21 protein-coding genes and 3 pseudogenes are annotated in these 22,991 nt (G+C 68.6%); 13 read left to right on the top strand and 11 right to left on the bottom strand.

Annotated features, from left to right (window positions below; all coding sequences use genetic code 11):
- Positions 1 to 85: 85 nt before the first annotated feature.
- Complete coding sequence (locus tag AC07F0_RS36235) at positions 86 to 460, bottom strand: hypothetical protein (protein WP_478984228.1); 375 nt, start codon at positions 458 to 460, stop codon at positions 86 to 88.
- On the opposite strand from AC07F0_RS36235, the pseudogene AC07F0_RS36230 reads away from it, so the two are divergent.
- The 5 genes and pseudogenes from AC07F0_RS36230 to AC07F0_RS36210 form a co-directional block, all read left to right on the top strand.
- A pseudogene (locus AC07F0_RS36230) lies at positions 383 to 938 on the top strand (ATP-binding protein); the annotation flags it as partial. The gene AC07F0_RS36235 and the pseudogene AC07F0_RS36230 overlap by 78 nt on opposite strands.
- A 649-nt stretch (positions 939 to 1,587) precedes the next feature.
- On the top strand, positions 1,588 to 2,145 hold the full coding sequence (gene tpg / locus AC07F0_RS36225) for a telomere-protecting terminal protein Tpg (RefSeq protein ID WP_478984206.1): 558 nt from the start codon (positions 1,588 to 1,590) through the stop codon (positions 2,143 to 2,145).
- 756 nt (positions 2,146 to 2,901) lie between these two features.
- Positions 2,902 to 3,936, top strand: coding sequence for a bifunctional DNA primase/polymerase (locus tag AC07F0_RS36220; RefSeq protein ID WP_478984204.1), 1,035 nt, complete (start codon positions 2,902 to 2,904; stop codon positions 3,934 to 3,936).
- Positions 3,933 to 5,453: a DNA primase family protein gene (locus AC07F0_RS36215; protein ID WP_478984202.1), complete on the top strand. Its 1,521-nt coding sequence runs from the start codon at positions 3,933 to 3,935 to the stop codon at positions 5,451 to 5,453. Before AC07F0_RS36220 ends, AC07F0_RS36215 begins: the two co-directional genes overlap by 4 nt.
- Positions 5,450 to 5,851: a DUF6009 family protein gene (locus tag AC07F0_RS36210; protein ID WP_478984201.1), complete on the top strand. Its 402-nt coding sequence runs from the start codon at positions 5,450 to 5,452 to the stop codon at positions 5,849 to 5,851. Before AC07F0_RS36215 ends, AC07F0_RS36210 begins: the two co-directional genes overlap by 4 nt.
- Before the next feature lie 534 nt (positions 5,852 to 6,385).
- Here AC07F0_RS36210 and AC07F0_RS36205 read toward each other — a convergent pair.
- The 3 genes from AC07F0_RS36205 to AC07F0_RS36195 form a co-directional block, all read right to left on the bottom strand.
- Positions 6,386 to 7,633 carry a M20 metallopeptidase family protein gene (locus AC07F0_RS36205; RefSeq protein WP_478984220.1) on the bottom strand — a complete coding sequence of 416 codons (1,248 nt, stop codon included), beginning with the start codon at positions 7,631 to 7,633 and terminating at the stop codon, positions 6,386 to 6,388.
- A 314-nt stretch (positions 7,634 to 7,947) separates the two neighbouring features.
- Complete coding sequence (locus tag AC07F0_RS36200; protein ID WP_478984199.1) at positions 7,948 to 8,817, bottom strand: nuclease; 870 nt, start codon at positions 8,815 to 8,817, stop codon at positions 7,948 to 7,950.
- Positions 8,818 to 9,195: 378 nt separating this feature from the next.
- Positions 9,196 to 9,690, bottom strand: a complete 495-nt coding sequence (locus AC07F0_RS36195; protein WP_478984197.1) for a hypothetical protein — start codon at positions 9,688 to 9,690, stop codon at positions 9,196 to 9,198.
- 126 nt (positions 9,691 to 9,816) lie between these two features.
- Here AC07F0_RS36195 and AC07F0_RS36190 point away from each other — a divergent pair, with 126 nt between their 5' ends.
- Both AC07F0_RS36190 and AC07F0_RS36185 read left to right on the top strand, forming a co-directional pair.
- Complete coding sequence (locus tag AC07F0_RS36190; protein WP_478984196.1) at positions 9,817 to 10,155, top strand: ATP-binding protein; 339 nt, start codon at positions 9,817 to 9,819, stop codon at positions 10,153 to 10,155.
- 64 nt (positions 10,156 to 10,219) lie between these two features.
- Positions 10,220 to 10,379, top strand: a pseudogene (locus AC07F0_RS36185) (LexA family protein); the annotation flags it as partial.
- 829 nt (positions 10,380 to 11,208) lie between these two features.
- Here the strand turns inward: AC07F0_RS36185 and AC07F0_RS36180 are convergent.
- Positions 11,209 to 11,451, bottom strand: coding sequence for a DUF6207 family protein (locus AC07F0_RS36180; RefSeq protein WP_478984194.1), 243 nt, complete (start codon positions 11,449 to 11,451; stop codon positions 11,209 to 11,211).
- 98 nt (positions 11,452 to 11,549) lie between these two features.
- Here AC07F0_RS36180 and AC07F0_RS36175 point away from each other — a divergent pair, with 98 nt between their 5' ends.
- Complete coding sequence (locus AC07F0_RS36175; protein ID WP_478984192.1) at positions 11,550 to 11,909, top strand: hypothetical protein; 360 nt, start codon at positions 11,550 to 11,552, stop codon at positions 11,907 to 11,909.
- Between the two features lie 66 nt (positions 11,910 to 11,975).
- Here AC07F0_RS36175 and AC07F0_RS36170 read toward each other — a convergent pair whose 3' ends face one another.
- Positions 11,976 to 12,302, bottom strand: coding sequence for a hypothetical protein (locus AC07F0_RS36170; RefSeq protein WP_478984226.1), 327 nt, complete (start codon positions 12,300 to 12,302; stop codon positions 11,976 to 11,978).
- A 6-nt stretch (positions 12,303 to 12,308) separates the two neighbouring features.
- Positions 12,309 to 12,556: pseudogene (locus AC07F0_RS36165) on the bottom strand (ISAzo13 family transposase); the annotation flags it as partial.
- A 343-nt stretch (positions 12,557 to 12,899) separates the two neighbouring features.
- Between AC07F0_RS36165 and AC07F0_RS36160 the strand changes: the two are divergent.
- From AC07F0_RS36160 to AC07F0_RS36145, 4 genes are all read left to right on the top strand, one after another.
- Positions 12,900 to 13,148, top strand: coding sequence for a hypothetical protein (locus AC07F0_RS36160; RefSeq protein WP_478984190.1), 249 nt, complete (start codon positions 12,900 to 12,902; stop codon positions 13,146 to 13,148).
- A complete protein-coding gene (locus tag AC07F0_RS36155) occupies positions 13,149 to 14,891 on the top strand; it encodes a tyrosinase family protein (protein ID WP_478984189.1) in 1,743 nt (580 codons plus the stop codon).
- 429 nt (positions 14,892 to 15,320) lie between these two features.
- The gene (locus AC07F0_RS36150; RefSeq protein WP_478984187.1) at positions 15,321 to 15,560 is read left to right on the top strand and encodes a hypothetical protein; all 240 of its coding nucleotides are present in this window, start codon (positions 15,321 to 15,323) and stop codon (positions 15,558 to 15,560) included.
- Positions 15,560 to 15,937 (top strand): fic family toxin-antitoxin system, toxin component, encoded by a 378-nt coding sequence (locus AC07F0_RS36145; protein WP_478984185.1) that lies wholly within the window; start codon positions 15,560 to 15,562, stop codon positions 15,935 to 15,937. Before AC07F0_RS36150 ends, AC07F0_RS36145 begins: the two co-directional genes overlap by 1 nt.
- Positions 15,938 to 16,299: 362 nt before the next feature.
- Here AC07F0_RS36145 and AC07F0_RS36140 read toward each other — a convergent pair whose 3' ends face one another.
- The 3 genes from AC07F0_RS36140 to AC07F0_RS36130 all read right to left on the bottom strand — a co-directional run bounded on the left by AC07F0_RS36140 (position 16,300) and on the right by AC07F0_RS36130 (position 19,808).
- A complete protein-coding gene (locus AC07F0_RS36140; RefSeq protein WP_478984183.1) occupies positions 16,300 to 17,544 on the bottom strand; it encodes an AlbA family DNA-binding domain-containing protein in 1,245 nt (414 codons plus the stop codon).
- Between the two features lie 533 nt (positions 17,545 to 18,077).
- Positions 18,078 to 18,230 (bottom strand): hypothetical protein, encoded by a 153-nt coding sequence (locus tag AC07F0_RS36135; protein ID WP_478984182.1) that lies wholly within the window; start codon positions 18,228 to 18,230, stop codon positions 18,078 to 18,080.
- A gap of 1,050 nt (positions 18,231 to 19,280) precedes the next feature.
- Positions 19,281 to 19,808, bottom strand: a complete 528-nt coding sequence (locus tag AC07F0_RS36130; RefSeq protein WP_478984180.1) for a hypothetical protein — start codon at positions 19,806 to 19,808, stop codon at positions 19,281 to 19,283.
- A 387-nt stretch (positions 19,809 to 20,195) separates the two neighbouring features.
- Here AC07F0_RS36130 and AC07F0_RS36125 point away from each other — a divergent pair, with 387 nt between their 5' ends.
- Positions 20,196 to 20,828, top strand: a complete 633-nt coding sequence (locus AC07F0_RS36125) for a hypothetical protein (protein WP_478984178.1) — start codon at positions 20,196 to 20,198, stop codon at positions 20,826 to 20,828.
- Here the strand turns inward: AC07F0_RS36125 and AC07F0_RS36120 are convergent.
- Entirely contained in the window at positions 20,796 to 22,670 is a 1,875-nt protein-coding gene (locus tag AC07F0_RS36120) for a diguanylate cyclase domain-containing protein (RefSeq protein ID WP_478984176.1), read from the bottom strand. The genes AC07F0_RS36125 and AC07F0_RS36120 overlap by 33 nt on opposite strands.
- Positions 22,671 to 22,991: the final 321 nt, after the last annotated feature.

Below are 22,991 nucleotides of genomic sequence, written 5' to 3'. Positions count from 1 at the left end.
CGGAGATGCTGGCCAGCGAGGACGCTCAGTCACGGCCCCGGTCTCCTATCCGTCTGCCAGGGAACAAGTAACCGGCCGGTAGCTTTCAGGTGGTCACCGCCGCCGCGGCGGCCTGTTCGTCGTGCTCTCGCAGCATCCGCATGACGGTGGCGGGCGAGGGGTGCTGGCCCTTCTTGGCGCCCGTGGTGATGACGAGCCTCTTGGCGATGTCGCGCAGGCTCAGCTCCTGGTCGCGCAGGTGGACGGCCATGGACAGCATGTCGCCGTCGGTGACTCCGGCGCCGCCGATGGTCTTGCCGCGCTTCCGCGCGCTCTCGTGTCCTTCAAGGGTGCGGTCGCGGATGTACTCGCGCTCCATGCCGGACATCGCGGCGAGCACGGTGAACACGATGTGTGGACCGGCATCGAGCAGCTGCGGGAGAAGCTCGCCGCGGTCGCGCAGCTCACCGGGCCGGACCATCCGCCGCCCCTGGAAGCGCTGTGCGACGAGGTGCTCGACATGCTCGGCCCGGGCGACCGGGACGACGACATCGCACTGCTCGCCGCACGCTTCAACGGCATCGCACCCAGCGACGTGGTGTACTGGGCCCTGGAGCCGGAGGACACGGCCCCGGGCCGGGCCCGACGTTTCGCCCGGGGCGCGCTGCAGCGCTGGGGCATGGAAACTCACGGACTCCGTGGAGCTGCTGGTCAGCGAGGTCGTCACCAACGCGGTGCGCTATGCCTCCCGACCGGTCACCATGCGGCTGCTGCGCACGGACGTGCTGCGCTGCGAGGTTGGCGACGATGTGCCGCAACTCCCTCGGTTGCAGCAGCCCCGCTTCACCGACAATGCGGGACGTGGCCTGTACGTAGTGAACCGGCTGGCCCGGCGCTGGGGCGCGACCCGGCTGAGCACAGGCAAGGTGGTCTGGTTTGAACTCGACTACAACCGGTAAGTCTGGGCCGCCACGAGTGTGGGAGACCAGGCCGCTGTACGCCCAGAGCAGCCAGTACCAGCTGTTGCAGGGCACGGCCTAGCCAAGCTCAACAGCGGCATAGCTGACGCGAGATCCGAGATCACCGAAGTGGTCCATGCCCGTCCAGGTCATGCCAGACGGTACGGGCCTCGCCTCGAACGCCACCCGATCCGGGGCCATCGGCCCCGGGCCCGCACCCGTCCGACCAGGGTCCCGAAAGGGAGCCGCCCCCTACCCCCCACGCGGCCCCCGACAGGGGGTACGCCCCACGCCGGCCAACGGCCGGCCCCTTCTTCAGGGCCGGCCTGCTCCTCGCCGCCGTCCCTCCTCATCCTGATCCTGGAGACCGGATGGTCATCACCCGGGCCCACCGGGATCTTGGCGAGCTTGTCGAGGGTGACGGTCATCCGGTCCTGGGCGGCGACGTCCTTGATGTCGCCGCCCGGTGCCACACGACGCGGTGGCACCGGCGGGCATCGTCTCCTGCAGCAGATTCGAGCCTTGGACGACTCGGTGCAGGGGAGGAGAAGCTGTCGATGGCCTTGCTGATCTGGCCCGAGGACCTGTCCGGGCGATCATGCGTCACGTTAGGGTGGGTCGGCGGACGAACGAAGAGCGGGAGACGGCGATGAGCCTGTTCGGGGACGGCCTGGAAGCCGCGGTCCACAAGGCGTTCACCCGCCCGGCACCCAAGAGCGCGCCCGCGCAGATGCGGTACCTGGTCAAGCAGCTCAAGACCACCAAGGCGGTCGCCCAGATGCTGCGCATCTCCCAGCGCACCGTCGAGCGGTATGTGAAGGACCAGATCAAAAAGCCCCGCCCGGACCTCGCCGCGCGCCTGGAGCGCGAGGTGAAGAAGCGGTGGCAGCCGCAGATCCGTGCCAAGGCCCGCGAGAAGGCGGCGACCACCGGTGGCATCGTCATCGACACCCGCGCCCGCATCGGCTACACCGCGCCGATCGGCACCACCGACGACGCCCGGCTCCGGCACCTGACCGTCGCGCTCCCGCCGCAGTACGCCGCCCGCCTCTTCGACGCCCAACAGGCTGGCGCCAGTGACCAGCAGCTGCAACAGATCGTCGCTGAAGGGCTCAAGGAGGTGTACTTCCAGGACCGCGGCCGCCGCGCCGGGTCCCTGGAGGACGTCCGCTTCACCGACATCGAGCACCTGGAGTTCGACCTGTAGCAGCCGCGCTCGGAGCTGAACGGGCCGGTGCGGCTTGTAAGCCGGTGCACTGAACGCTTGAGCTGCCCGCTCCACTCGTACACGCCCAGCTCACGACGAGTCGCCCTGCACTTGCTGAGCGACGAATTCCACTGCCCCGCCAGGCAACTCGAACCGGCACCGCGGACATACGAGGGGAGCGGGCAGCCCTCCCGGCCTGCCGCGGTGTCCATGTGGCGGGGGATCGGTCGCTTCGGTCGCTCGAGTCGCTGGTCCTGGGGGTAGCGACTGAACGGCCAGCGACCAACGGCTGCTTCGGTCGCTCCCATGCAAGAAGGTAAAAGTGCAGGTCAGCTGGTTGGCCCAAGAGCTGCAGCGACTGAAGCGACTGAGGTTTGGCATATATGAGCGCCATGGAGTGTGTGCGTGTGCGTGATATATCGGATGCTTCAGTCGCTTCAGTCGCTGTTCTGGTTCACAACTCCTATCTGACCTGGTCCTTTTGCGTCTGGTGAGGAGCAGCGACTGAACGGGCCCCAGTCGCTGCGCTCTCTGCTCGGTCGCTGGCAGCATCTTTGCCTGGCCTGAGCTATGAGCACGGCGTCACCGAGGTTCCGCATGTGTTCCACGACCACACCGCCGCTATTCGCTAGTCTGTGTCCGTCATTGAGTCGCTTCGGTCGCTGATAGGGGGTGCGGATGCCTGCTGAGCTGCGCCTTTCTCGCAGCGACTCACGGTCTACTGCGCCCGGGCCTTCAGTCGCTGCCCCAAGCCTGATGGCGGCGCAGTGGTGCGCCCGCCGAGGCTGGCCCGTGCACCCACTCGCCCCTGGGCGCAAGTCCCCGGCCGGGAACTGCAGCGATTGCCGTGAGGACGCCCACGCGGCAAGTGACTGTCCCTGCCTGAGGGCCGGCCGCTGGTGTCACAGCTTCTACGCCGCCACCCTCAACCAGCAGCGCATCCAGCAGTGGTGGGGCCAACACCCTGAATTCGGCATCGGAGTCTCCTGCGGCCCAGCCGGCCTCGTGGTCATCGACATCGACGCCCACCCCGCCAAGCCCCCAGCACGGGACCGCATCCTGCCGGGCATCCCGATCGGCGACCAAGTCGACCTCACCGGCCTCGCCACCGGCTTCCACACCCTCGCCGTCCTCGCGGCCCTGCGCGGGCAGCGCAGCCCCGCCGAAGACACCACCACCCTGCGCGTGCGCACCCCCTCCGGCGGGCTCCACGTCTGGTACCGAGCCACCGGCAGCCGCCAATGGCTCTCCTCCGTCGGCTCCACCCCCGGACGCGCCCTCGCCTGGCAGGTCGACATCCGCGCCCACGGAAGCTACATCGTCGCCCCCGGCACCACCACAACCCACGGCACCTACACCCCCGTCGGCGAGGCCCGTGAACCCGCCGCCCTGCCGCTGTGGCTCGCCCAGGAACTCGACCGCACCGGGCACCTGCCCGCACCCAGCATTCCCGCGCCCCGGCCCGTCCCGCCGCGCGCCCAGCAGGCTGTCCTCGCCGCCGGCGGCGGCCGCCAGGAAGCCGGACACATCCTCGCCACCCTCCTCGCCCCCGTCGAGGCCTGCGGCCAAGTCGCCGAAGGCGCAGGCTTCTCCGACACCCTCAACCGCGCCGCCTACACCCTCGGAGGCCTCATCGCAGCCGGCCGCCTGCCCGAGGAAGCCGAGCACGCGCTCAAGGAGACCGCGGCCGCGGCCCGCCCCGGCCAGGACCTGCGCATCCAGCAGATCATCCGCAGCGGTCTCGCCGCCGGCAAGCAACGGCCCCTCCACGCCAGCGGGAGGCGCCCATGACGTCGCCCCGCCCCGAGACTCTCTTCGACTTCGACCCGGAAGCCGTCGCCGCCCAGATCCGCCACCAGGCCGCCTCCGTGCCGATGCCCGCCCAAGCCACCCCCGAACGGCCACTGGGCGAAGCGACCGCCAACGGCCTGCTGCCCGACACCCTGACCGACCGCGGCAACGCCAAGCTCTTCGTCAAGCTCTACGCCTCCGACTACCGCTACGTCTCCAGAATCGGCTGGTTCCGGTGGGACACCACCCGCTGGCAAATGGACGAGGACGAGACCGTCCTGTGGGCCGCAGGCGACCTCGCCGAAAACATCGCCACCCACGACCCCCGTGGCCACTTCACCACCACAGCCCTGGAAAAACACCGCCGCCGCGCCCTGTCCACCACCGGCATCAACGCCATGCTCGCCCAGGCCAAGTCGGCCCCCGGCATGTCCCTCAACCCCGACCGCCTGGACGCCGACCCCTACGCCCTGTGCACCCCCCGCGGCGTCGTCGACCTGCGCACCGGCCTGCTGTCGGCACCCGACCCGAGCAAGGACTTCCACTCCCGCTCCACCACCGTCGGCCCGCAGCCCATGCCCACCCCCCGCTGGCTGCGCTTCCTCACCGACACCTTCGGCGACGACGCCGAAGGCCAGGAAATGATCGATTACCTGCACCTGCTGCTCGGCTACTCGATCACCGGCGACGTCGGCGCCCAGATCCTCCCCTTCCTCTACGGCAAGGGCAAAAACGGCAAGAGCGTCCTCCTCGACGTCACGATGAAGCTGCTCGGCGACTACGCCGACGCCGCCCCGCCCGGCTTCCTGATGGCCAAACCGTTCGAAGGCCACCCCACCGACCTCGCCGAACTCCACGGCCGCCGCATCTACGTCTGCTCGGAGATCAAGCCCGGCGACAAGTTCGACGAGGCCCGGGTCAAGCTGCTCACCGGCGGCGACCGCATCAAAGCCCGCCGCATGCGACAGGACCCCTTCAGCTTCGAACCCACCCACAAGCTCTGGCTGCTGGGCAACACCCGACCCGAAGTCGGCACCGGAGGCTTCGCCTTCTGGCGCCGCATGCGCCTGCTCCCCTTCGAGCGGATCGTCTCCGACGACCGCAAGATCGACAACCTGGCCGACATCCTCGTCACCGAGGAAGGCCCCGGCATCCTCAGCTGGCTCATCGACGGCGCCCGCCGCTACCTCGCCGGCGCCCGCGACCTCACCGGCCCCGAACGCGTCCGCATCGCCACCACCGCCTACGCCGAAACCGAAGACCACACCGGCCGCTTCTACGACGAATGCTGCCGCCTCGGCCCCGACCTGCGCGCCGAGCAGACAGCGCTCTACGCCGCCTACAAGGCCTGGTGCCACAATGAAGGCGCCCTGGTCATGTCCTCACGCGCGTTCGCCGCCCGCACACGGGAACTCGTCGGACTGGCCTCACCCAAGGAGATGATCCTGTCCAACCAGCGCAAGCACTACCCGGGCATCGGACTGCTCACCGACGACGAAAGGGACACCAGCCAATGAGTTCCCTGATCAGCGCGGACGAGATCAGCCACGAAACCGAGATCGTGTGGCTGGAGGACACCGACCAGCTCGACTACGTCCGCCAGAGCCTGGACCGGCTGCCCACCCGCAAGGGCAAACCCGCCTACCACCGCGACGGCCGCATGGTCGGCTACGCCATCCTCGGCCCCAACGCCAAAGCCTCCCGCGCCTCGGGCACCTTCCGCCGCCGCGTCTTCTGGCTCCTGCCCCACGACCGCGACAGCCAGCCCGACGGCCTCTACGCCAACAGCGCGCCAGCCGAAGCCGTCGACCCCCGCACCCTCGAACCCCGCATCAAGGGCTCCAAGACCGAACGCTCCGAAGGCGGCCCACCCTCGCTCGCCATGCAGGAACTCGGCATACAACTCCCGCTGTAAACTGCTTCAGGACATCCGGCAGGCGCGTTGGCCCGCGCCCGCCGCCACGTCAAGGCCGGCACCGCCCTCGCTGCTGGCCTTGACATGCGTCCAGAAGGGAAGGGCAGTGATGGCCCCACTGCCGGGGCGGTAGACGGCCGGCCTTCCTCGTGCGCCCCGGGCCTGCCGGGAGGCCGTCATGCAGCTGCTCGGCCGCCGACCCAGGTAGGCGTCGACGAGGAGGTCGCTGCTGCGGGAGCGTCGTTGTGGTGGCCACGGTCCGGCCACACCGGGGCGGGCGGTGGCGTCGCCGAGACGTGGGTCGGCTCTCATACGGCGCCCGCCGCCGGGGCCGTCGCCCGGACCGCTCGTGATTTCTCGCCGAGTGCTTCGCCGTCTGCCGGTCTCCTGGTCGCGCGGGAACGCGCCGACGGGTGCCGGGCCCGCCCCGCAACCCACGTGCGAACGGGTCGACTTCGCGGCTGACAGGCGGGCAGGGCTGGAGGCTTGTTGTCGGCCGATCAGCGAGGGGAAGGTGATGGCATCGCCAGCAGGTCAGCCAGTCGGCGCTAGCTGGGTCCGCCTGGCAGGCCCTGCGCTCCTGTGGGTGCGCTCCGCGATCCAGCCCGCCATCGCCCGCACGCCGACGCCGATGGCGCGCTCATCCGGGGAGAAGTCGGGGTAGTGTGGATAGCTCGTTGTGATGGGTGTGCCCGTGGCATGGACACCGAGGAAGGTGTACGTACCGGGGATCCGGTCCAGGAAGAGGGCGAAGTCCTCGCCGCTGAAGGGCGGGAAGGCGGCACAGAGCTCGGTGATCTTGTCCTGGCCGACGGTGCGGCGCAGGTGGCGTACGAGCAGGCGGGCGTCGCGTTCTGGGCAGACCATGGCCGGGAACGGCTCAGCGGGGAAGCGCACCCCGGCCCCCGCATATGGCATGGCCAATCGACGAATGTTGTCGCGCACCTCCGCGTATCGCTCCTGCGGCCAGCAGCGATAGGACACACTCACCTTGGCCTCCTGGGCTGTTGCCCGGACGGCTACGAACCGGGCCAGCGGCCCGTCGGGCGCCTGGGCCTCAGCAATGATCCGCTCCAGGTCCGCCGGGGTCTGCGGTAGGGCCACGGTTGCGAGCGCGTTGACATCGACAGCCAAGCGCCGCGCGGCATCGAGTACGTCCGGTCCGGACAGGGGCACTTCCGCCTTGTCCTGGCCTGGCATCCCGTAGCCCGGGGTCACGGCGAACTGGCCGACTGGGAACGGTCCGCAGTGCAGCGCATGGATTTCCTCGACGTCCTCGCGATCCAGCACACCTGAGTCGATCAGTGCGCGGGCACCGGACAGCGTCTCCTCCGCAGGCTGGAAAAGGAAAACGACCCTTCCGCTCAATTGCCGCCGCAGCCGGGCCAGGACCCGGGCGACGCCGATACTCACCGTGGTGTGGACGGCGTGTCCGCAGAGATGAGCTGGCGCGGGACCTCCTCCGACGATGTCTTTGGGCGGAACCGCGTCCATGTCCGCCCGGTAGGCAACGGTCCGGCCTGGACGCGAGCCCTGCAGAACCCCGACGACTCCGTGGCCGCCCACTCCGGTGGTGACGAGCAGTCCTGCCGCCCGCAGCTCGCGGGCCACCACAGCGGCCGTGCGCTGTTCCTGCCCCGGAGCCTCAGGGTGCCGATGGATGTCCCGCCGCAGCTGAATCAGCACGCAGTCCAGACGCGCCGCCTCGGCGGCCATCGCCGCCTGCTTCACCGGCTCTCTCCACCCACCCGCGACGGCCTTCCCCCTGCCTCCCCACACCATTCCCGCACTGGCTGCCACTGTGCTGGCCAGTAACGTGCGGCGCGCGAGAGCGTGCTCTACGGGACGATCCACTGCTACCCCTTTGGCTCAAGTCGTCTTCTGGGACACACGATCGCCGCGCACCGATGCCATTGCCCATCCGGTGAGCCACCCCTTGGCGGTGGAGGTAACCACACCCTGGGGCATCGCTCTCTCACCGGTATCCGCTTCGGCGGAATAGTCCAGGTACTGCGGTGTTGGAGCGGCGGTTGGCCGTGCCTGAGCGCAAGCGGAAGAGCAGTGCAGACCGCCCGGATGCGGCGGCCGCCGGGTGGCTACTTCTCGTCGAAGACGAGGTCCTCGGGATCACGGGTGAGCCGCACGGTGTTGCCGTTGGTGACCTTGACGATGGTGTCGAAGCCGGTCCACTGCCCGGTGGAGAGGATGAACAGCCGATCGTCGCGCTGCTCGAGGTACTCGGGGAAGCCTTCCAGCGAAGCGTCGCCGTCGTTGAGCTGGAGGTAGTCCGCGAGGCGGCGGAACAGCTTGGGCAGCAGTACCGCGGTGTCGGTGAGGGTGGACATCCCTTCCACCTTCGCTCCGCTGTGGGTTTGGTCCTTGGGCCAGAGCCCTTTGTCGGCCTGCCGGGCCTGCTCCACTGCCGCAGTCATCTCCTTGCGCAGGTCGACGAACAGCTTGCGGTAGAACGTTGGGTAGGCTAGGCCTTCGGCGAGCTGATGGTGATTGGCCGTCTCACGCAGATGGTCCGGGGTGACGGTGAGGAGCGTGCCGCTGCGGCCGGGAGCGTCGGTTCCGCGGCCGGCGAGGGCGACACAGCGGCCGTGAACGTCCGCGCTGCGGGTGAGGATGTAGCCGGGCCGGGAGGCGGGGCTGCTGTCGGTGACGATGCCGTGGGTGTTGCGCTGCACGTCGTCGAAGCCCAGCCAGGACAGCAGTTCGTCTGCGGCCTGGCCGGCGAAGGGGGCCGGCTGGTGCAGCTCGGGACCGCGGGGCGGGCGGTAGTGGGTCTCCAGGGTGTCGATGCCGTCGAGGCGGAGCTGAGCGCCGCCGCTGCGGTTGCGCCGTACCCGTCGTCCCTGTAGGAGGTCCCACTGGTCGGGGTTATCGGGGTAGAAGCGGACGGAGTCCCCGTCGGGGCTCGCCCCGACGATCTTGTAGGTACCTTTGATCAGCAGCATCGGCATGAGAGTTCTCCTCGCGGTCGCAGGCCAACTTCACTGTGACTGGCTGCCCGAGGAGCGGCCATACGCCATGCCAAGAAGCGCCCCACACCCATGCAAATGAGGGATCCCGAAGTAAGACAGATGCCCGGCGCTGCGGGGCACGCGGGCACGGGGCCTGACCGCGGTCCTTCGCTGGAGGAGCCGTCCTGCTGTCACTGGAGGTGAGGCTTGAGGGCATCGTGTGGCCCTGCTGAGCTTGTTGCCCGGCGTACTCTCAGGCCACTGCCCCCTGTAGCCCTAGCGCCGCCCCGTGATCCGGTACTCGTACAGTCCCACCAGGCCACCTTGCCCGCAGGTCAACGGAGGGGGACCGGGGCTGGATCCACCCGACCACAACAGCTATCTGGGCTGGTTACACAGGAAGCACCCTTCCCAATACGGGAGCCCGCTGAGGATGCGGTGACGTGTGCACGATGCCATCGCCGCACCGTCCGGCCCCGGGAAGTGGTGGTAAGGGCCGCTGCCGGCCGGCGGGGTGAAATATTCCACCATGATCCTGAATTGATCCAGGTAGTCATGCGCGCGGGGCGGATGGTAGCCCAACTCGCTCCAGCGATGTCCGCTCGCTGCGAGAGCCGTGGCGCGCAGTACGAAGTCCTTGGACCGCGCCCGCTCGGACTCGCTGGCGCCCCAGTCGACCTCCTCAAGGTGGAAGCCGACCGCACCACGGCCCATCACGTTCTGGTCCTGCAAGATCAGTAGCGCGGCGAAGCGAAGGTCCCAGACCTCGGATGCAAGATCGGACACAGCGAGCATCAGCACCTCAACAAACGCCTCGGTGCCGCCGTTGGACAAATCCAGCTCCCGGCCGCCACCAGAAAAGATGTTCGCCACCTGGCCACCGTATCGTCGGGCTTCGTCCTTCTTCGGTGGTCTCGAATACGCGCACAGCGTTCGGGCATAGGCCGACCCGACGCCATGACTCCGGCGAGCCTGCGCCGGCTCCGGGACGATGACCGCATGCGCCTGACCGTGCTGAGGTGGCCCAGTGACATCGTCACGGCGATCGAGGTGCTGTCCCGGCTCGCGTGCAACGCCGCCGTGCACGCCCGGCCCGCCGACGAGGCGCTCGCGCGAATGACCGTGCGCCTGGCCGTGACTGAGGACGAGGCACTGCTGATCGATATGCAAGACCCGCGCCCGGACGTCCCGCTCAGCAAGGCCGCCATCGACGGTGAGAAGGGAAGGGGCCTGAAGTACGCGCGCCTCCTGGGCGCGAGGCTCAGCTGCTTCATCTCCGAGGACGCCCGGCTCAAGACCGTCCGGGCACAGCTGATGCCGGGCGAGGTGTCACTGTGACCCGCTCGCAGGCCTCCGCCGATAACGCAGGGCACGAAACTGGCAGCCGGAGCGGAGAGCGCGCCTCGTCGCCGCGCTCCTGGAGGACGAGGCCACCGTCAAGGTGCTGCGCCGGCAGGCCGGGCAGGTGTGGCTCATGCCCTCGCAACCCGGCCTACCAGCCGATCCCCAGCGATCAGGAGCAGATTCTCGGCAAGGTCGTCGGCGTCCTGCGCCTGCTCTGAAGTGCCCGGCCCGCGTGGACGAGGCCGGAGCGCCGGAAGGAGCCAGCGCCCGGACCGCAATGACCTCGCACCCGCCGAGTACCAGCGGCAGCTCCGCGCCTACGTGCAGACCCCCCCCAGTACCGGGCAGCCGACCGTGAACTTCGAGTCGCTGTGGCCCTGAGCAAGGCACACGACGCCGCCCTGCTGCGTTCGGCCCGCAAGCTGCTCGCCCGGTACGCGAACGGACAGCGCCCACTCCGTCGCCTGCCACCGCCGCGCATTCTGCCTGGTGGCTACGTGCCACAGTGGTGGATGAACAGCGTCAACGCCACGTACGTCGGCGTCTGGCGAGCAATCCCCTCGACCGGACCGGAGCTCGGACTCGGCGGCCCGGACGACCCGCTGGTGCAGGAAGTCGCCAAGCAGGCCCGGCTGCTGCAGGCCAGCCGCGTGGGCTACCGCAACCGCGACAGCCTGTACGAGGCGCACATCCCCGACGGCACACCGTTCGGCGGGCGATCGCTGTCACCGATCCGCGGCGGAGCTCGGAGGCGAGCCGCCGCGCCAACCTTCTCCTCGATCGTGGCAGCGGCATGCGTGTCCAGCCCGGCCGGGACGAGGAGTTCGACCAGTTGCACACCGACTACTTCGCCGTCTGGGATCGATCCCGCGCCTATGCGGCCGCCGTCCTCGCTCTGCTGCGGGCCCGCACCTCACGCCGCCCGGGCGATGGAGCCCCTTTCTCCCGCGGCGACTTCACCCACCTACGAGCGCACCTGGGACGGGTGTGGCACCGTGGACGCAGGCGGGTCCGCCACTCCCCCCCGTGGTGGCGGACCACGCCGGTCTACGTGGCCGACGGCTCCGACTCCGGGGAGGAGGCCTCCTCGAGGACCTGTCGCAGATCGGTGTACATCCGCAGCCTCACCCCGGGCTGGCCGGGATCCCGGGTGGTGTGTTCGGCAGTCGAGGTCCCCCAGGTTCGAGCGATCGCCTCCTGGAAGGCGAGGACGGTGTCATCGTCGAAGCCCGCCACGTCGATGACGAGCAGGCCGGGTTCGGACAGGTGCGCTTTTCGGATCGGGTCCACGTCTGTCAGTACGTGTTCGTGTACGGCCGGGGTTCTGTCCAGGATGCGGATTCACCCGACCGAGCGGGTTGTCAGTGGCGGCATCTACCGTCTCTTGCATGACCAGTTCGCCGAACTCCCCTGAGACTGCATGGGTGTTGGAGGCCACCATCCAGACAGCGTCGGCCGCCGATTCTCAATGGCAGGAGCAACTCGACAGGCTCCGCCCGATCGCCTCGTACGACACGCAGACCCAGACGTGGCATGCCCGTCTCGGTGCGCTTGACCTGGCCGGCGTGCAGATGCTGCAGGCACTCTTCGACGCCGCACGCGTCCACGGCACCGCGGTGTGCCTGACGCCCGTGGCGGTCCCGGCCTACTGGGACGGTCCCGTCTTCACGCGGGGCCCGGACGTGGCCGCTCTGCTGGAGGCGCAGGCCGATCGGGGCCGGCCACTCGGTCAGTTGCCTCTGGCCTGAGGAGCCCGGCGGTATCGGTCTGGCGCGCTGGCCTGTGCGGAGCATCCTGCGCCGACTCCGAGGGCGTCAGCGGCTCACCTTGAAGCGGCGGAACATGTCCGGGAGGAACTGCCGCAGAAGGGCCTGGGCGGCATCGAGATACTTGAGTTCGTCGTGGCCGAAGCGGAACACTTCGTACCCCCTGAGCTTGAGATCTCGATCAGCGGCGACCATGTCCGCGTACTTGCCCGTATCCGGCGTGCGGCCGCGGTCGCGGGTGTAGTGCTGGGATCCGTCGACCTCCAGGACGACGCGCTGTCCGTGAGGCAGCAGCAGGAGAAAATCCATGCGGGAGCGCAGCAACGCCTCGGGTCCGCGCTCCTTGACGGTCCTGTGGTCCCAGTGCAGCCACACTTCGGGCTTGCGGCCGCCGCCCGGTCGCCGAACCCGCCCCAACGGGGGGCCTCGCCGGCCCCCAGCTCGAACACTCCCTTGCGGACCGTCGTCTCGCTCACCGCGGCCGCCTGGGCGACGGCCCGAACACCGCCGTGGCCCAGGACACGAGCCTCGGCGGCCAGCAACAATCGACGCTGGCGCTCGTCCAGATGCGGGAACAACACAGCAAACTTCAAGGAGAGTTGGCCACAAGTCTCGTCCGGGATACGCATACCACACCAACGAGCTTCAGAACGGGAAGCAACACCTTGATTCCCTGCAAGCCCTGTAGACGCGTGAATCTTTGACAGGTTGGCCAGTTGTTCGGATGTGCCTTTCCCGCCTTCGTCGAGGCGGCCTTCGCTCGGTGAGTGAAATCTGAACCGATCGCCAGCGGATGCGACTACAGGCATGCCGCAGTAAAGTTGTAATGCCTGCGAATACGCACTGCGTATTTCTCACTGGCGGCGGCCGTTCGGCCCATCTCGACTGCAATCTACTGCTAAGTTCTTTCGTTTCTCTGCAGAGAAACGTGTCGCTGTCGGGATTTCGCCCCACCAGTAAAGGGAGATTGACATGGCAAATCACTACCAGAATTACAGGGGGCGCCAGATCGAGCTCCGTGGCCGCGAACGGGAGGTTGAGCTCATTGTCGACAGCCAGCGGCTTCCGTTCGGTCAACTGATCAACGGTCAGTACTTTCTCTACAAGTACGCCTACGACTGGAGCAACAGCCTTACCGACCTGGCCGCGAAGTACATCGACCACCAGGTCAAGGCGGGCGAGGTCCGCGCCGCGTCGAAGCTCGGTGGTGAGGAGCGGTAGATGAGTACCCGAAAGAACTATCGCAGCCTGACCAACCAGGAGCGCGACCGATTCGTCCAAGCCCTCTTCGAGCTGAAGAGGGAGGGCGTCATCGACCAGTTCGCCAGGATGCACGCGGAGCATTTCAGTCACGGGATCCACGGGACTTCACACTTCCTCGCGTGGCACCGGGAATTCATCCTTCGATTCGAGGCCGAACTACGCACGGTCCATGCTGACATCTCGCTTCCCTATTGGGATTCGTCGGTCGATCAAAGCGCGTCAGATCCGCTCTGGAACAACGCCTTCCTGGGGCAGTTCGACATCCCCTGGCGACTCGAGCGGGTGCTGGGTGCGGATACCCTGCCGTCGGTCGAGCAGGTGCGGGCCAACCAGAGTCGTGCAACGTACTCCGCCTTCTGGCCCGAGCTGCAAGTGGACATTCACAACGCCCCGCACCGCTGGGTCGGCGGCGTGATGGCCAGCGCTGCTTCCCCCGGCGATCCAGTGTTCTTCCTGCACCACGCCTGGATCGACCTGCTGTGGGCGCGGTGGCAAGCAGCCCATCCCGACGAGCTGTTCATGGCCAGCGGCTCTGGTTTCGGTGTGAACGACCCGCTCATGGGCTGGCCGGACCGTACGCCGGCGCATGTGCTCGATCACAGCCGCCTGGGCTACCGGTACGACACCGAATGGGGTACCTACGAGGCGGCCCCGGCCGGTGCGGCCGCAGCGGGCTCGGGTCTCGCCGCGGTCTCGCGCATCCCGAACAGCATGGAGACCTGGTACATCGCACCCGACGGCGCCCTGAAGCACTCCTACTGGTACGAGGGCATGGACAAGTGGACCGCGGACCCCGATCCCATCGCGCCGGCGGGCGCGGCCTCGGCGCAGTCGGGTCTCGCCGCGGTCTCGCGCATCCCGAACAGCATGGAGACCTGGTACATCGCACCGGACGGCGCGCTCAACGGCGCGTTCTGGTACGAGGGCATGGCGGACTGGGGCACGTACTCCATCGCGCCGGCGGGCGCGGCCGCAGCGGGCTCGGGTCTCGCCGCGGTCTCGCGCATCCCGAACAGCATGGAGACCTGGTACATCGCACCGGACGGCGCGCTCAACGGCGCGTTCTGGTACGAGGGCATGGAGGACTGGGGCACGTACTCCATCGCGCCGGCGGGCGCGGCCGCAGCGGGCTCGGGTCTCGCCGCGGTCTCGCGCATCCCGAACAGCATGGAGACCTGGTACATCACGCCGGACGGCGCCTTGAAGCACGCCTTCTGGTACGAGGGCATGGACAAGTGGGCCGCGGATCCCGATCCCATTGCGCCAGCCGGCTCGGCATCCCCGCAGTCGGGTGTCGCCGCGGTCTCACGTGTCCCGAACAGCATGGAGACCTGGTACATCGCACCGGACGGCGCAATCAACGGCGCGTTCTGGTACGAGGGCATGGAGGACTGGGTCACCTATCCCGTCGCCCCAGCCGGTACAGCCTCGCCGGAGTCCGGTCTCGCTGCGGTCTCACGCATCCCGGCCGGGATGGAGATCTGGTTCGTCGCTCCGGACGGCGCACTCAAGGGCGCGTCCTGGTACGAGGGCGCCCCCAGATGGAGCACGTGTGACATCGCGCCGGCCGGTGCGGCCTCCGCGCAGTCGGGTGTCGCCGCGGTCTCACGCATCCCCAACAGCCTGGAGACGTGGCACATCGCGCCGAACAACTCCGTCAAGGGCACCTTCTGGTACGGGAAGAACCTGTCGGTTCTGTGATGCCGACGAAGTGTGAAGGCTCTCACCAAGGGCGCCTGCCCGGAGGAAGCCCCCGGCAGGCGCCCTTGCGCCGCAGGTGCCGGGGGCGGCCGCGTCTAAGCGCCGCGCCAGGCAGCTCGACGCCGGTCAAGAGCGCCTGGTCGACGCCCTGCTCACCCCCGCTCGCGCCGCACCTGCGAGCGGACCGCGCAGGCCAGGTGAGCTCTTTCCGACACCGTGGAGGCTGTGCGTTCCCGCCGCTCGTGCGACCACCCGGGCCGGCGGTGACACGGCCCGGACCGGGGGCTCGCCCCGAGCAGCGGGCCGGCAGCCGACTGGACGCTGGTCATGAGCGCGGGGTTACCCGCCCTCTTCGACGGGACTGAACGGAGGAGGCCACCGGTCCGGCGGCCGCCCCTCTATCCCGGTAACAGCTGTTACCATGCCGGTATGGCGAAGACACAGCTGGGCGCGCGGGTGGATGAGGACGTTGCGGAACTCGCGAAGAAACGCGCCGCCGACCTGGGACTGAGTATCGGGGACTACCTCGCCAGGCTGGTACAGGACGATGCCAGCGGCCTGCGTGCCCGAGCGGTGGATGCGGCCGCCCGCTTCCTGGCCGAACACCAGGCGGTCTTCGACGAGGCCGAACAAGCCCAGGAAGCACCCAGGGGAGCGCGCGCGGCCTGATGGAACTGCACATCGACGTTCCCTGGATCCTGCAGGTCGCCGAGGCCGCCGGGGCGCACGATCCGGCCCCCGACGACTACGGCGTTCCCATCTCGGCGGTCGCCCGCCACCGCGCCGAACTGTTCGAGCAGCCCGTCTACGGCGGCCCTTACGCTAAAGCCGCTGCCCTGGTGCACACACTGGGCCGGTGTCGTTGGCTGGAGCGCTCCAACATGGCCGTCGCCGCCGCGTCCGGCGTCATGTACCTCGAGGCCGCCGGGATCTCCGTCAAGCCCGGCCGTGAGGACGCCACCGCGCTGAAGGACCTGCTCCTTGACCCTGCCTGCACCGCGGGGAAGATCGCCGCTCTGCTGCGGACCTGGCCCACCACCACCTGACGCCCGCAGGCCCGCCACCGCCCTCCGGGGCAGGGCGGCGGGAGCAGCTCGCACGCCGCACCGTAAGCACCCCGCGCGTGCCCTAGGCAGTGCAGCGGGGACTGCGGGTCCCAGAGACGACCGGCGCGCCCTGACTACCGTCATCGAGGACCCATCCACCCGGGCGTGCCCGCGTTTCTGCCCACAGCCCCATTCCGCCTCTATCTCGCCCACTGCACCAGATGCGGCGCCGCCTACACCGGCCTGTGGAAGCGGCTGACCTCTGCACCCGTGCCGCCTGCTGGGAGCACGGCAGCCGCGCGCCCAGGCCCGTGGAAGCGGCCATGCCTGATGCGACCGTGTGTAACAACCGGACTGATGTGTTAGGGCCGGAGCAGGTCCGCGACGGCGAACTGGTGGGTGAGATCCATGAGTAGTTGCTTCGCGGCTTCGGCGCGACGTTGCGGGAGAGCAACGAGATCGTTGAGGGGGGCCTCGGTCGTGACGAAGGTGGCAGCCTGCGTCGGAATGCTGAAGTCGAGTGTGAGGCTGCCGTCGATTTGTTCGTCGTACGGTTCATCCCGGTCGGCCAGGGCCACAGGGCCATTGCTGACGATCTGTGCGCGGAGCTGGAGAGTGCCGTCCGCTCCACGAGAGCCGGCATGCAAGGCGGCGGCCGTCACGAGGTCACGCACAGCGCTTTCCAATGAGAACTGTGGCAGCAGTGCGGGGCCGTGTTGGATGGTGGAACTCGCATTCAGTGCACCACCGAAGGATCCGTCCCGGTGGAGTTCGATGTGGGCGCGGGTGCTCTCGCCGGTGTACGGATGGTGTTCGGTGAAGATCGACCGTCGCAGCCCCACCACGGGATTGAGGTTCGTCAGTTTCTTACGGAGCAAGCTCTCACCGCTGGGGAGGGCTTTCCGGATTTCGGTCATGACCGGGTCCGCGGCGTATGGGCTGACCGACGATGCCGCTTCCAGGGGCGCCGGCACAGACGGTACTGCGGTCACGGTGATCCACACCCAGCGCGGTTCTTGATGAAGGCGCGGGCGCAGTTCGTCGTGCAGGCGCTGGAGATGAGACTGTGCATCCTGTCGCAGAGTGAACCGTCGTCCGTAGGCGGCCTCGAGTTCGGATTCGCCCAGCCAGACCGTCTCGGTGCCGACTCGTTTCGGATACCGCCATGACTCCTTGTCCCAGGCCACCAGGTGCGGGGCTTCCGGGCTGCGGGGAACGTCGACCACTACGGCCGAACGCCCAGGAGCGGTGGGCAGCGGTACGGCGTAGACCGTGAGAGCGGGGATGAACGGACGCACGAGTGAGCTGGCCACCTGTCGGAAACTGTTGACGAGGCCATTGGCTCGGTCATTCTCCACGCCCAGGAGTTCGCTGGCTTGGTCGGCGCCGTCCTCTGCCACGCCGGTGACGACGAGCCCGCCGCGTGCGTTGGCCAGCGCAGCAAAATCCTTGGCGTTCTCCCGGTTGTTCTTCACATCGTCGGCGTCCCGCTTCCAGTCAAGATCTTCCGCCTCGCCCAGGCCGATCGATACGGCTCGGGCGAGCATCTCGGCGGTTACAGGACCGGGCGGTGAGCCGACGGAGCGGTGAAGCGACGTGTAGGCCATGGCTGAACCCTAGATGTATTGACCTAGAGCGTCGTACCTGCTCCGGCTGCTCGCTCAGACCGCCCATCGCGCACACCCGCTGAAGGACCGCGGCCTCCAGTCGAGCCTGCTCGATCTGGCGCGCGGCCGGAACGGACAACGGCTGTCCGGACCGGGGCAGCAGGGCCCACAGGGCCTGATGGAACTCACCGGTGCTGCGCCGCCGGTCGGCGGTGAGAAACAAGGCGGCCGGAGGATGCATGAGGCGTGTCTTCCGCGCGGGACCGGCCCCCGGCGGTGCGCGCTGTGTGAAGAGGCAAACAGACGTGCGCGTTGAGCGGTGACGCTTCTGGCCGGTCCTCGGCGACGGAAGGTTTGGGGGGCTTCGTCCGTCGCGCGGCCGGGCGTTCACAAGCCCGTCAGCTGTGGAAGCCGCCAGGCGCGCCCACCGTCAACCATGCGCGCGGGTGGGCCCGTACTGCGTGACCCTGCCGATGCATTGAGGCACCAATCGCACACCAGGCGGTCCCCGGCGCAGCCCCGCGTGAGCCGGATCAGATGTCGCTCTCGCCGTGCAGCAGGCGTGCCTCGTTCTCCGCTTGCCGCCGCCACTTTCGCTGACGGTCGAGGACCGCCACGGTGCGTCGGCGGATGGTCAGCAAGGCTGGCTGCGGGTCTTTGCCGTGGTAGTCGCCCAGCGTCTGCACGAGGTCCTCGAACGCCCCCGGCGGTGGCCAGCACCGCCGCGGTGACGATCTCCGGGTCAGCCCGCATGACCGGCTGGCCGTCCTCGTCGGAAGCGAAAGCTTGAGCGACCATCCACACCGTGCTGTGCGAGGCGGCGGACGATATGCGGTACCAGGCGGGAAGATGCGTCGGCCGCCGTGCGGCGATGTTGGTGAGGTTCACCGTGAACGGTGCCTCCATAGAGCCCAGCATGGCCGAACTCGGACGGCCCCTTCTGTCCAGCCCAATACTCATCCCGGCGCGCTGGACGGTCCGCTCGGCGTACTGCCAGATCCTGTCCGCCTCCGGGATCGCCTGAGCGCCGACCTCGCCAGCCGCAGTCTGGTGCTGCCGGGCCCCGTTGAGCCAGGCAGCCGCGATGCGCACCGCCCGCTGCTCCGGGCTGAGCCCTGGCGCGTAGAGGTGACACACGCGGATGGCGCCCTCCTGCACAACCCGGGAAAGCGAGACCAGTGACCAGATCGCCACTGGCTCGCCCACCAGCGCCCGCTGGATCGCCTGCACATGATCGAGGATGTTGGCGAGGGTGAGATGTGTGCTCCAGCCCGCCCAGGCCCACAACCGGGAGCGTGCCGTGCGGTGCCGGTGATGCGAGGAGCTGACCCAGTCGGCATCGGCAGGTGACATCCCCTCGGCCGAGTCTCCCTCGGTGAGACTCCCGACGAATGTCTCCAGGGACGTGCAAGCGTGGCGCAGAGTGCGTGCACCCTCGTCCACGATCTGCTTCGGAACGCCGAACCGACGGGGGGCCAGACCAGCATCTGCATTCACCTCGACGACCGTACATGCACGCCCAGTGGACATCACCACAGACCGCCATGCCCAGCGGCCGGGGACGCCCCGGCGGGAGGGGCGTCATGAGGATGTGCCCGGGCGCGCCGACTTCCCGTGCGGCACGGTGCACAGAGCCAGGGCGCCGATCCGGTCGGCGAGCGCGGCCAGCGTCCAGGCGTGGCGCTGGCGTCCGCGCACACGGTCGCAGCACCGCGGGCGGCGTCCCGGGCCGGGAGTTACACGGACAGGCTGCGCCCGCAGCTCGCGGCGCGGGCCAGCACTGAGAAGGTGGGCTCGCCGCCGCGCAGGCGCTGCTTGACGCGGACACCGTCCAGGACGATGTCCATCGCGGCCAGGGCGACCCCTGCCGTAATGCAGTCCCGGACGACGGCAAAGCGGTCCACACCGACAGCGCCGATCCATCCTTGCATCTCCTCCGGCCACAGCCCCAGCTGCGCCCAGTCCCGTGCCAGGGGGCGCAGCTGGGCCGTACGCAGGTGCGGTGCCTGGCGGCTGAGCGTGGTGAAGGCGAAGGACTCCAGCGAGCGCCGGCCCCCACCGCGTCGGGCCGCGCGCTCCGCGCGCGGCCGTGGTGCGGCGGAGCGGGCCGTGCTTCGGCGTACTGCGGCTAGGTCTGCGGTGAGATCCAGGCCTTCGCAGGCGGCGATGGCCTCGGCGGTGTCAGCGGGGCCGTCAACCTCCTGGGGGTTGAGGCTGGCGTAGACGGCCTGCAGATCGGGGTCGGTAAAGCGGATACGCGCCATGAGCGGTCTCCCGGGAGTGTGCGGGCATGCGGAAGGCCCCGTTGCCGTGTGGGGCAACGGGGCCTTCGAGGAATGCGGAGGAGAGGATGAGAAGCAGTCCGCGCTCCCGGCCCGTTCAGAGGGGGCGAGGCAATCTCGGACTACCAGCCGTGACGTAGCGGGGTACACCCCGCATACAAGCGGACAGCGTAGCCAGTTTCCTTGCCACAGGTCGAAGTTCGCGTGAAATACCAGGTCAAAGCCCCTACTGGCAGACCACCCTCCACGGTGGGGAACGCCAACAGGCGGCCGTGACGCAGGCGGAGGACACCGCCGTCAGCACACCCCACCCCGGCAGCGCCCAAACCAGCTACCCCTGGAGCCTCTTGGCTCCTACCGTGGGCGGGCATGAGCACGCAAGCCTTCAACGGCGCCTACCTCCTGCCCCTCTTCGCCGAGATCGAGCAGGCCCGCGCCGACGGCGCCTACCGGCCACTGCCCGCCCCCGCCCCGGCCAGCAGCCTCGCCACCGACGACGCACCACTGGGCCCGTACGCCGCCTCCCACCTGATCCGCACCTCCTACACCGCCGGCTTGGCCCACGCCGACGCACTGCGCCGCCTGACCGTGGCCGGAGAGGTCGACCCCACGTGTCCCTGGACGCTGCTGCGCGGCGCCCTGGAGAACTTCGCCACCGGCCTGTGGCTCCTCGACGGCGCCAGCCGGGCCGAACGACGGCGGCGCGCGCTGTCCCTGTGGGACGAAGACATGCGCAACCGCCACCAGCACGAACGCGACACCGGCCATGTACCGTCCGGCGGCGGCATGACCGGAGCACAGCGCCGGGCAGAGATCCGCGCCATAGCCGACCACCTCGCCCTGGCCCCGCTCACCGCACCGAGGACCCACCAGATCCTGCTCGCCGCCGCCCCTACGGCAGGCCTCACCGCGGTCAAGGTGGGCGCCGTGGCTCGGGTCAGGGTTTCGGGTACCGGCAGTACAGGGGTGCTATCCCAGGCCGCGCGCCGCCGGTTCGTCTGACTCCTGGAGGGGAATGGCTGTCTGACTAGCCTCGGGTGACGGACTGTGGCCGGTTTGGCGCGGCTGGGGGATGTGCATGCGGATGCGGCCTTTGCCTGCTCTCTTGGCCTCGTACATGGCTTCATCGGCTTGGCGGAGGAGTTCGTCCGGTGTGACGCCCGGGAGGGCTAGTGTCATGCCGATGGAGGCCGAGACGAGCGCCTTGGTCCCTGCGATCTGATATGGCTGCCTCAGGGCAGACAGGATTCGCTCGGCGACGTCATTGGCACGTGAGGGATGTGTCCCGGCCTCTCCCTCCAGGAGGGCGGCGAACTCGTCACCGCCGAGTCGGGCCACGGTGTCTTCAGCCCGTACGGATGCCTGGAGCCGACGTGCGGCCTGGATCAGGAGAGCGTCGCCCACCGCGTGTCCGGCCGAGTCGTTGACAGCCTTGAAGCCGTCCAAGTCCATGAAGAGCACTGCGGGTGGGGCTGTGCGCGTGGTTCGCTTGCGCAGGGCATGCGCAACTCGGTCGGCGAACAGGGCCCGGTTGGGTAGTCCGGTGAGCGCGTCGTGGAAGGCCAAGTGCTCGAGTAGTTCTTGCTGGGTGACCCGGTCGGTCACATCGCGACTGCTGAAAATCATTCCCTCGGTGTGGTGGCTGACCGTCGACTCGACGTGGCACCAACGTCCGTTGGCGTGGCGGACCCGGCAGGACACGCGGCGGCTCGGACCGCGGATTCCTGATGCGGCTTCCCGCCGCAGCGTCTCGACTGCTTGCATCAGCGGCGTCAGGTCGTCGGGGTGGCAGTACAGAGGCAGACGGGCACCCATCAGGTCCTCAGGCCGGTAACCGAAGACCTGATGAGCGGCAGGACTGACGTAGCGTACGCGGCCCTCCAGGCTGACGATGGTGATCACGTCGCGGGTGCCGTCAACCAAGGTGCGGTAGAGCGCTTCCCGGGTGGTGGCTTCGCGGGTGATGTGAAGGTGGTCGGCGTGGATGATGCCCTGCCGGATGCCGAGCGCGATAAGCAGCGAACCTGCCAGGACCAACGGAACCACGCTGGTGCGGCCTCCGACCATGGTGTGAGCTGTCAAGGCCACGACGCAGATGGCCACGGGCACGAAAGCGGCCACGACCCCGACAACGGGCATGGTGCGCTGGTCGACGTCCACGACGCTGGTGCCTCCGGCCAGCCATGGGGCAACAGCGATGAGGAGCAAGCCAGTGATCGAGCAGGCTGCTGCGCAAGGAATGCCGTACCACGTGCCGGGGGCCGGCATGAGGATGCGCAGCATGTCGCTTGCGGACAACGCGACGAGGGCCAGGGCCCCCACCGTTGTCGCTGTGCGCTCAGGACGCTTCAGCGAGTAGCGCAGTGCCACCAGAAGTCCAAAGACCAGGATGTCCGTCACCACGCGTGCCAGATCCTGCAAGGACCCGAAGGCATCGCCGCTTTGGTCGGCACGATGTAGCAGCAGCACCCAGCCCAGTGTGAGCAGGGAGCCGGCGATCATCCATCCGTCCAGGATTCGCCGCAGTCCGACCAGCGTCGTGCCGCCGTCCGCCACCGCGACCACCAACCCGGCAATCGCCACCACCAGACAGATGGCGATTGCTGAGACCGCCAGCAGCTGGAGGTCGAAGTGACGGCCACCAGCGAGCTCCCCTTGAAAGGAGGGGAGCTGACTGACCGCGAGGTGGTGAAGGCCACCCGCTGCCACAGAACCCGCAAAGAGTGCGAGGCGAAGACGCACCCTTCCGGCGGCCGTCCTGGCACGCCCAAGCAGCGACAGGGCGGCCAGACCATGCGCAGCCGGCACGCCGACGCCGACTGGAAGGAACAACACCGCTGTCACGCTCGCGCTCATTGCGGCGGCAAGCACGCATGCCAGCCCCAGAGTCTTGCCCCACCCACATGCCGCCGATGACCAGCCGATACGAACGGTGTGCAACGAGCCCCACCAACCGGCCTGTCCCAGCCTCATGCGAACCCCCGACGGTCCATCGAGCCCCAAGAGGGCAGGCACACCGTGTTTCTACTCGCTCGTGCCGGATTAGAGCGTAGGCAGATGTCTCGCGCGCTTATCTCTATAAAGGCGGTAGGTTCACCTGAAAAACGGACGAGCTCCCGGATGCTGACACTTTGCCAGTTGCACCGTCTCTGTTTCTGATAGATG

It is taken from the genome of Streptomyces sp. NPDC045955 (assembly GCF_056430805.1).
Note: the sequence above shows the minus strand (reverse complement) of the source record. Positions and strands in the feature narration are given on the sequence as shown.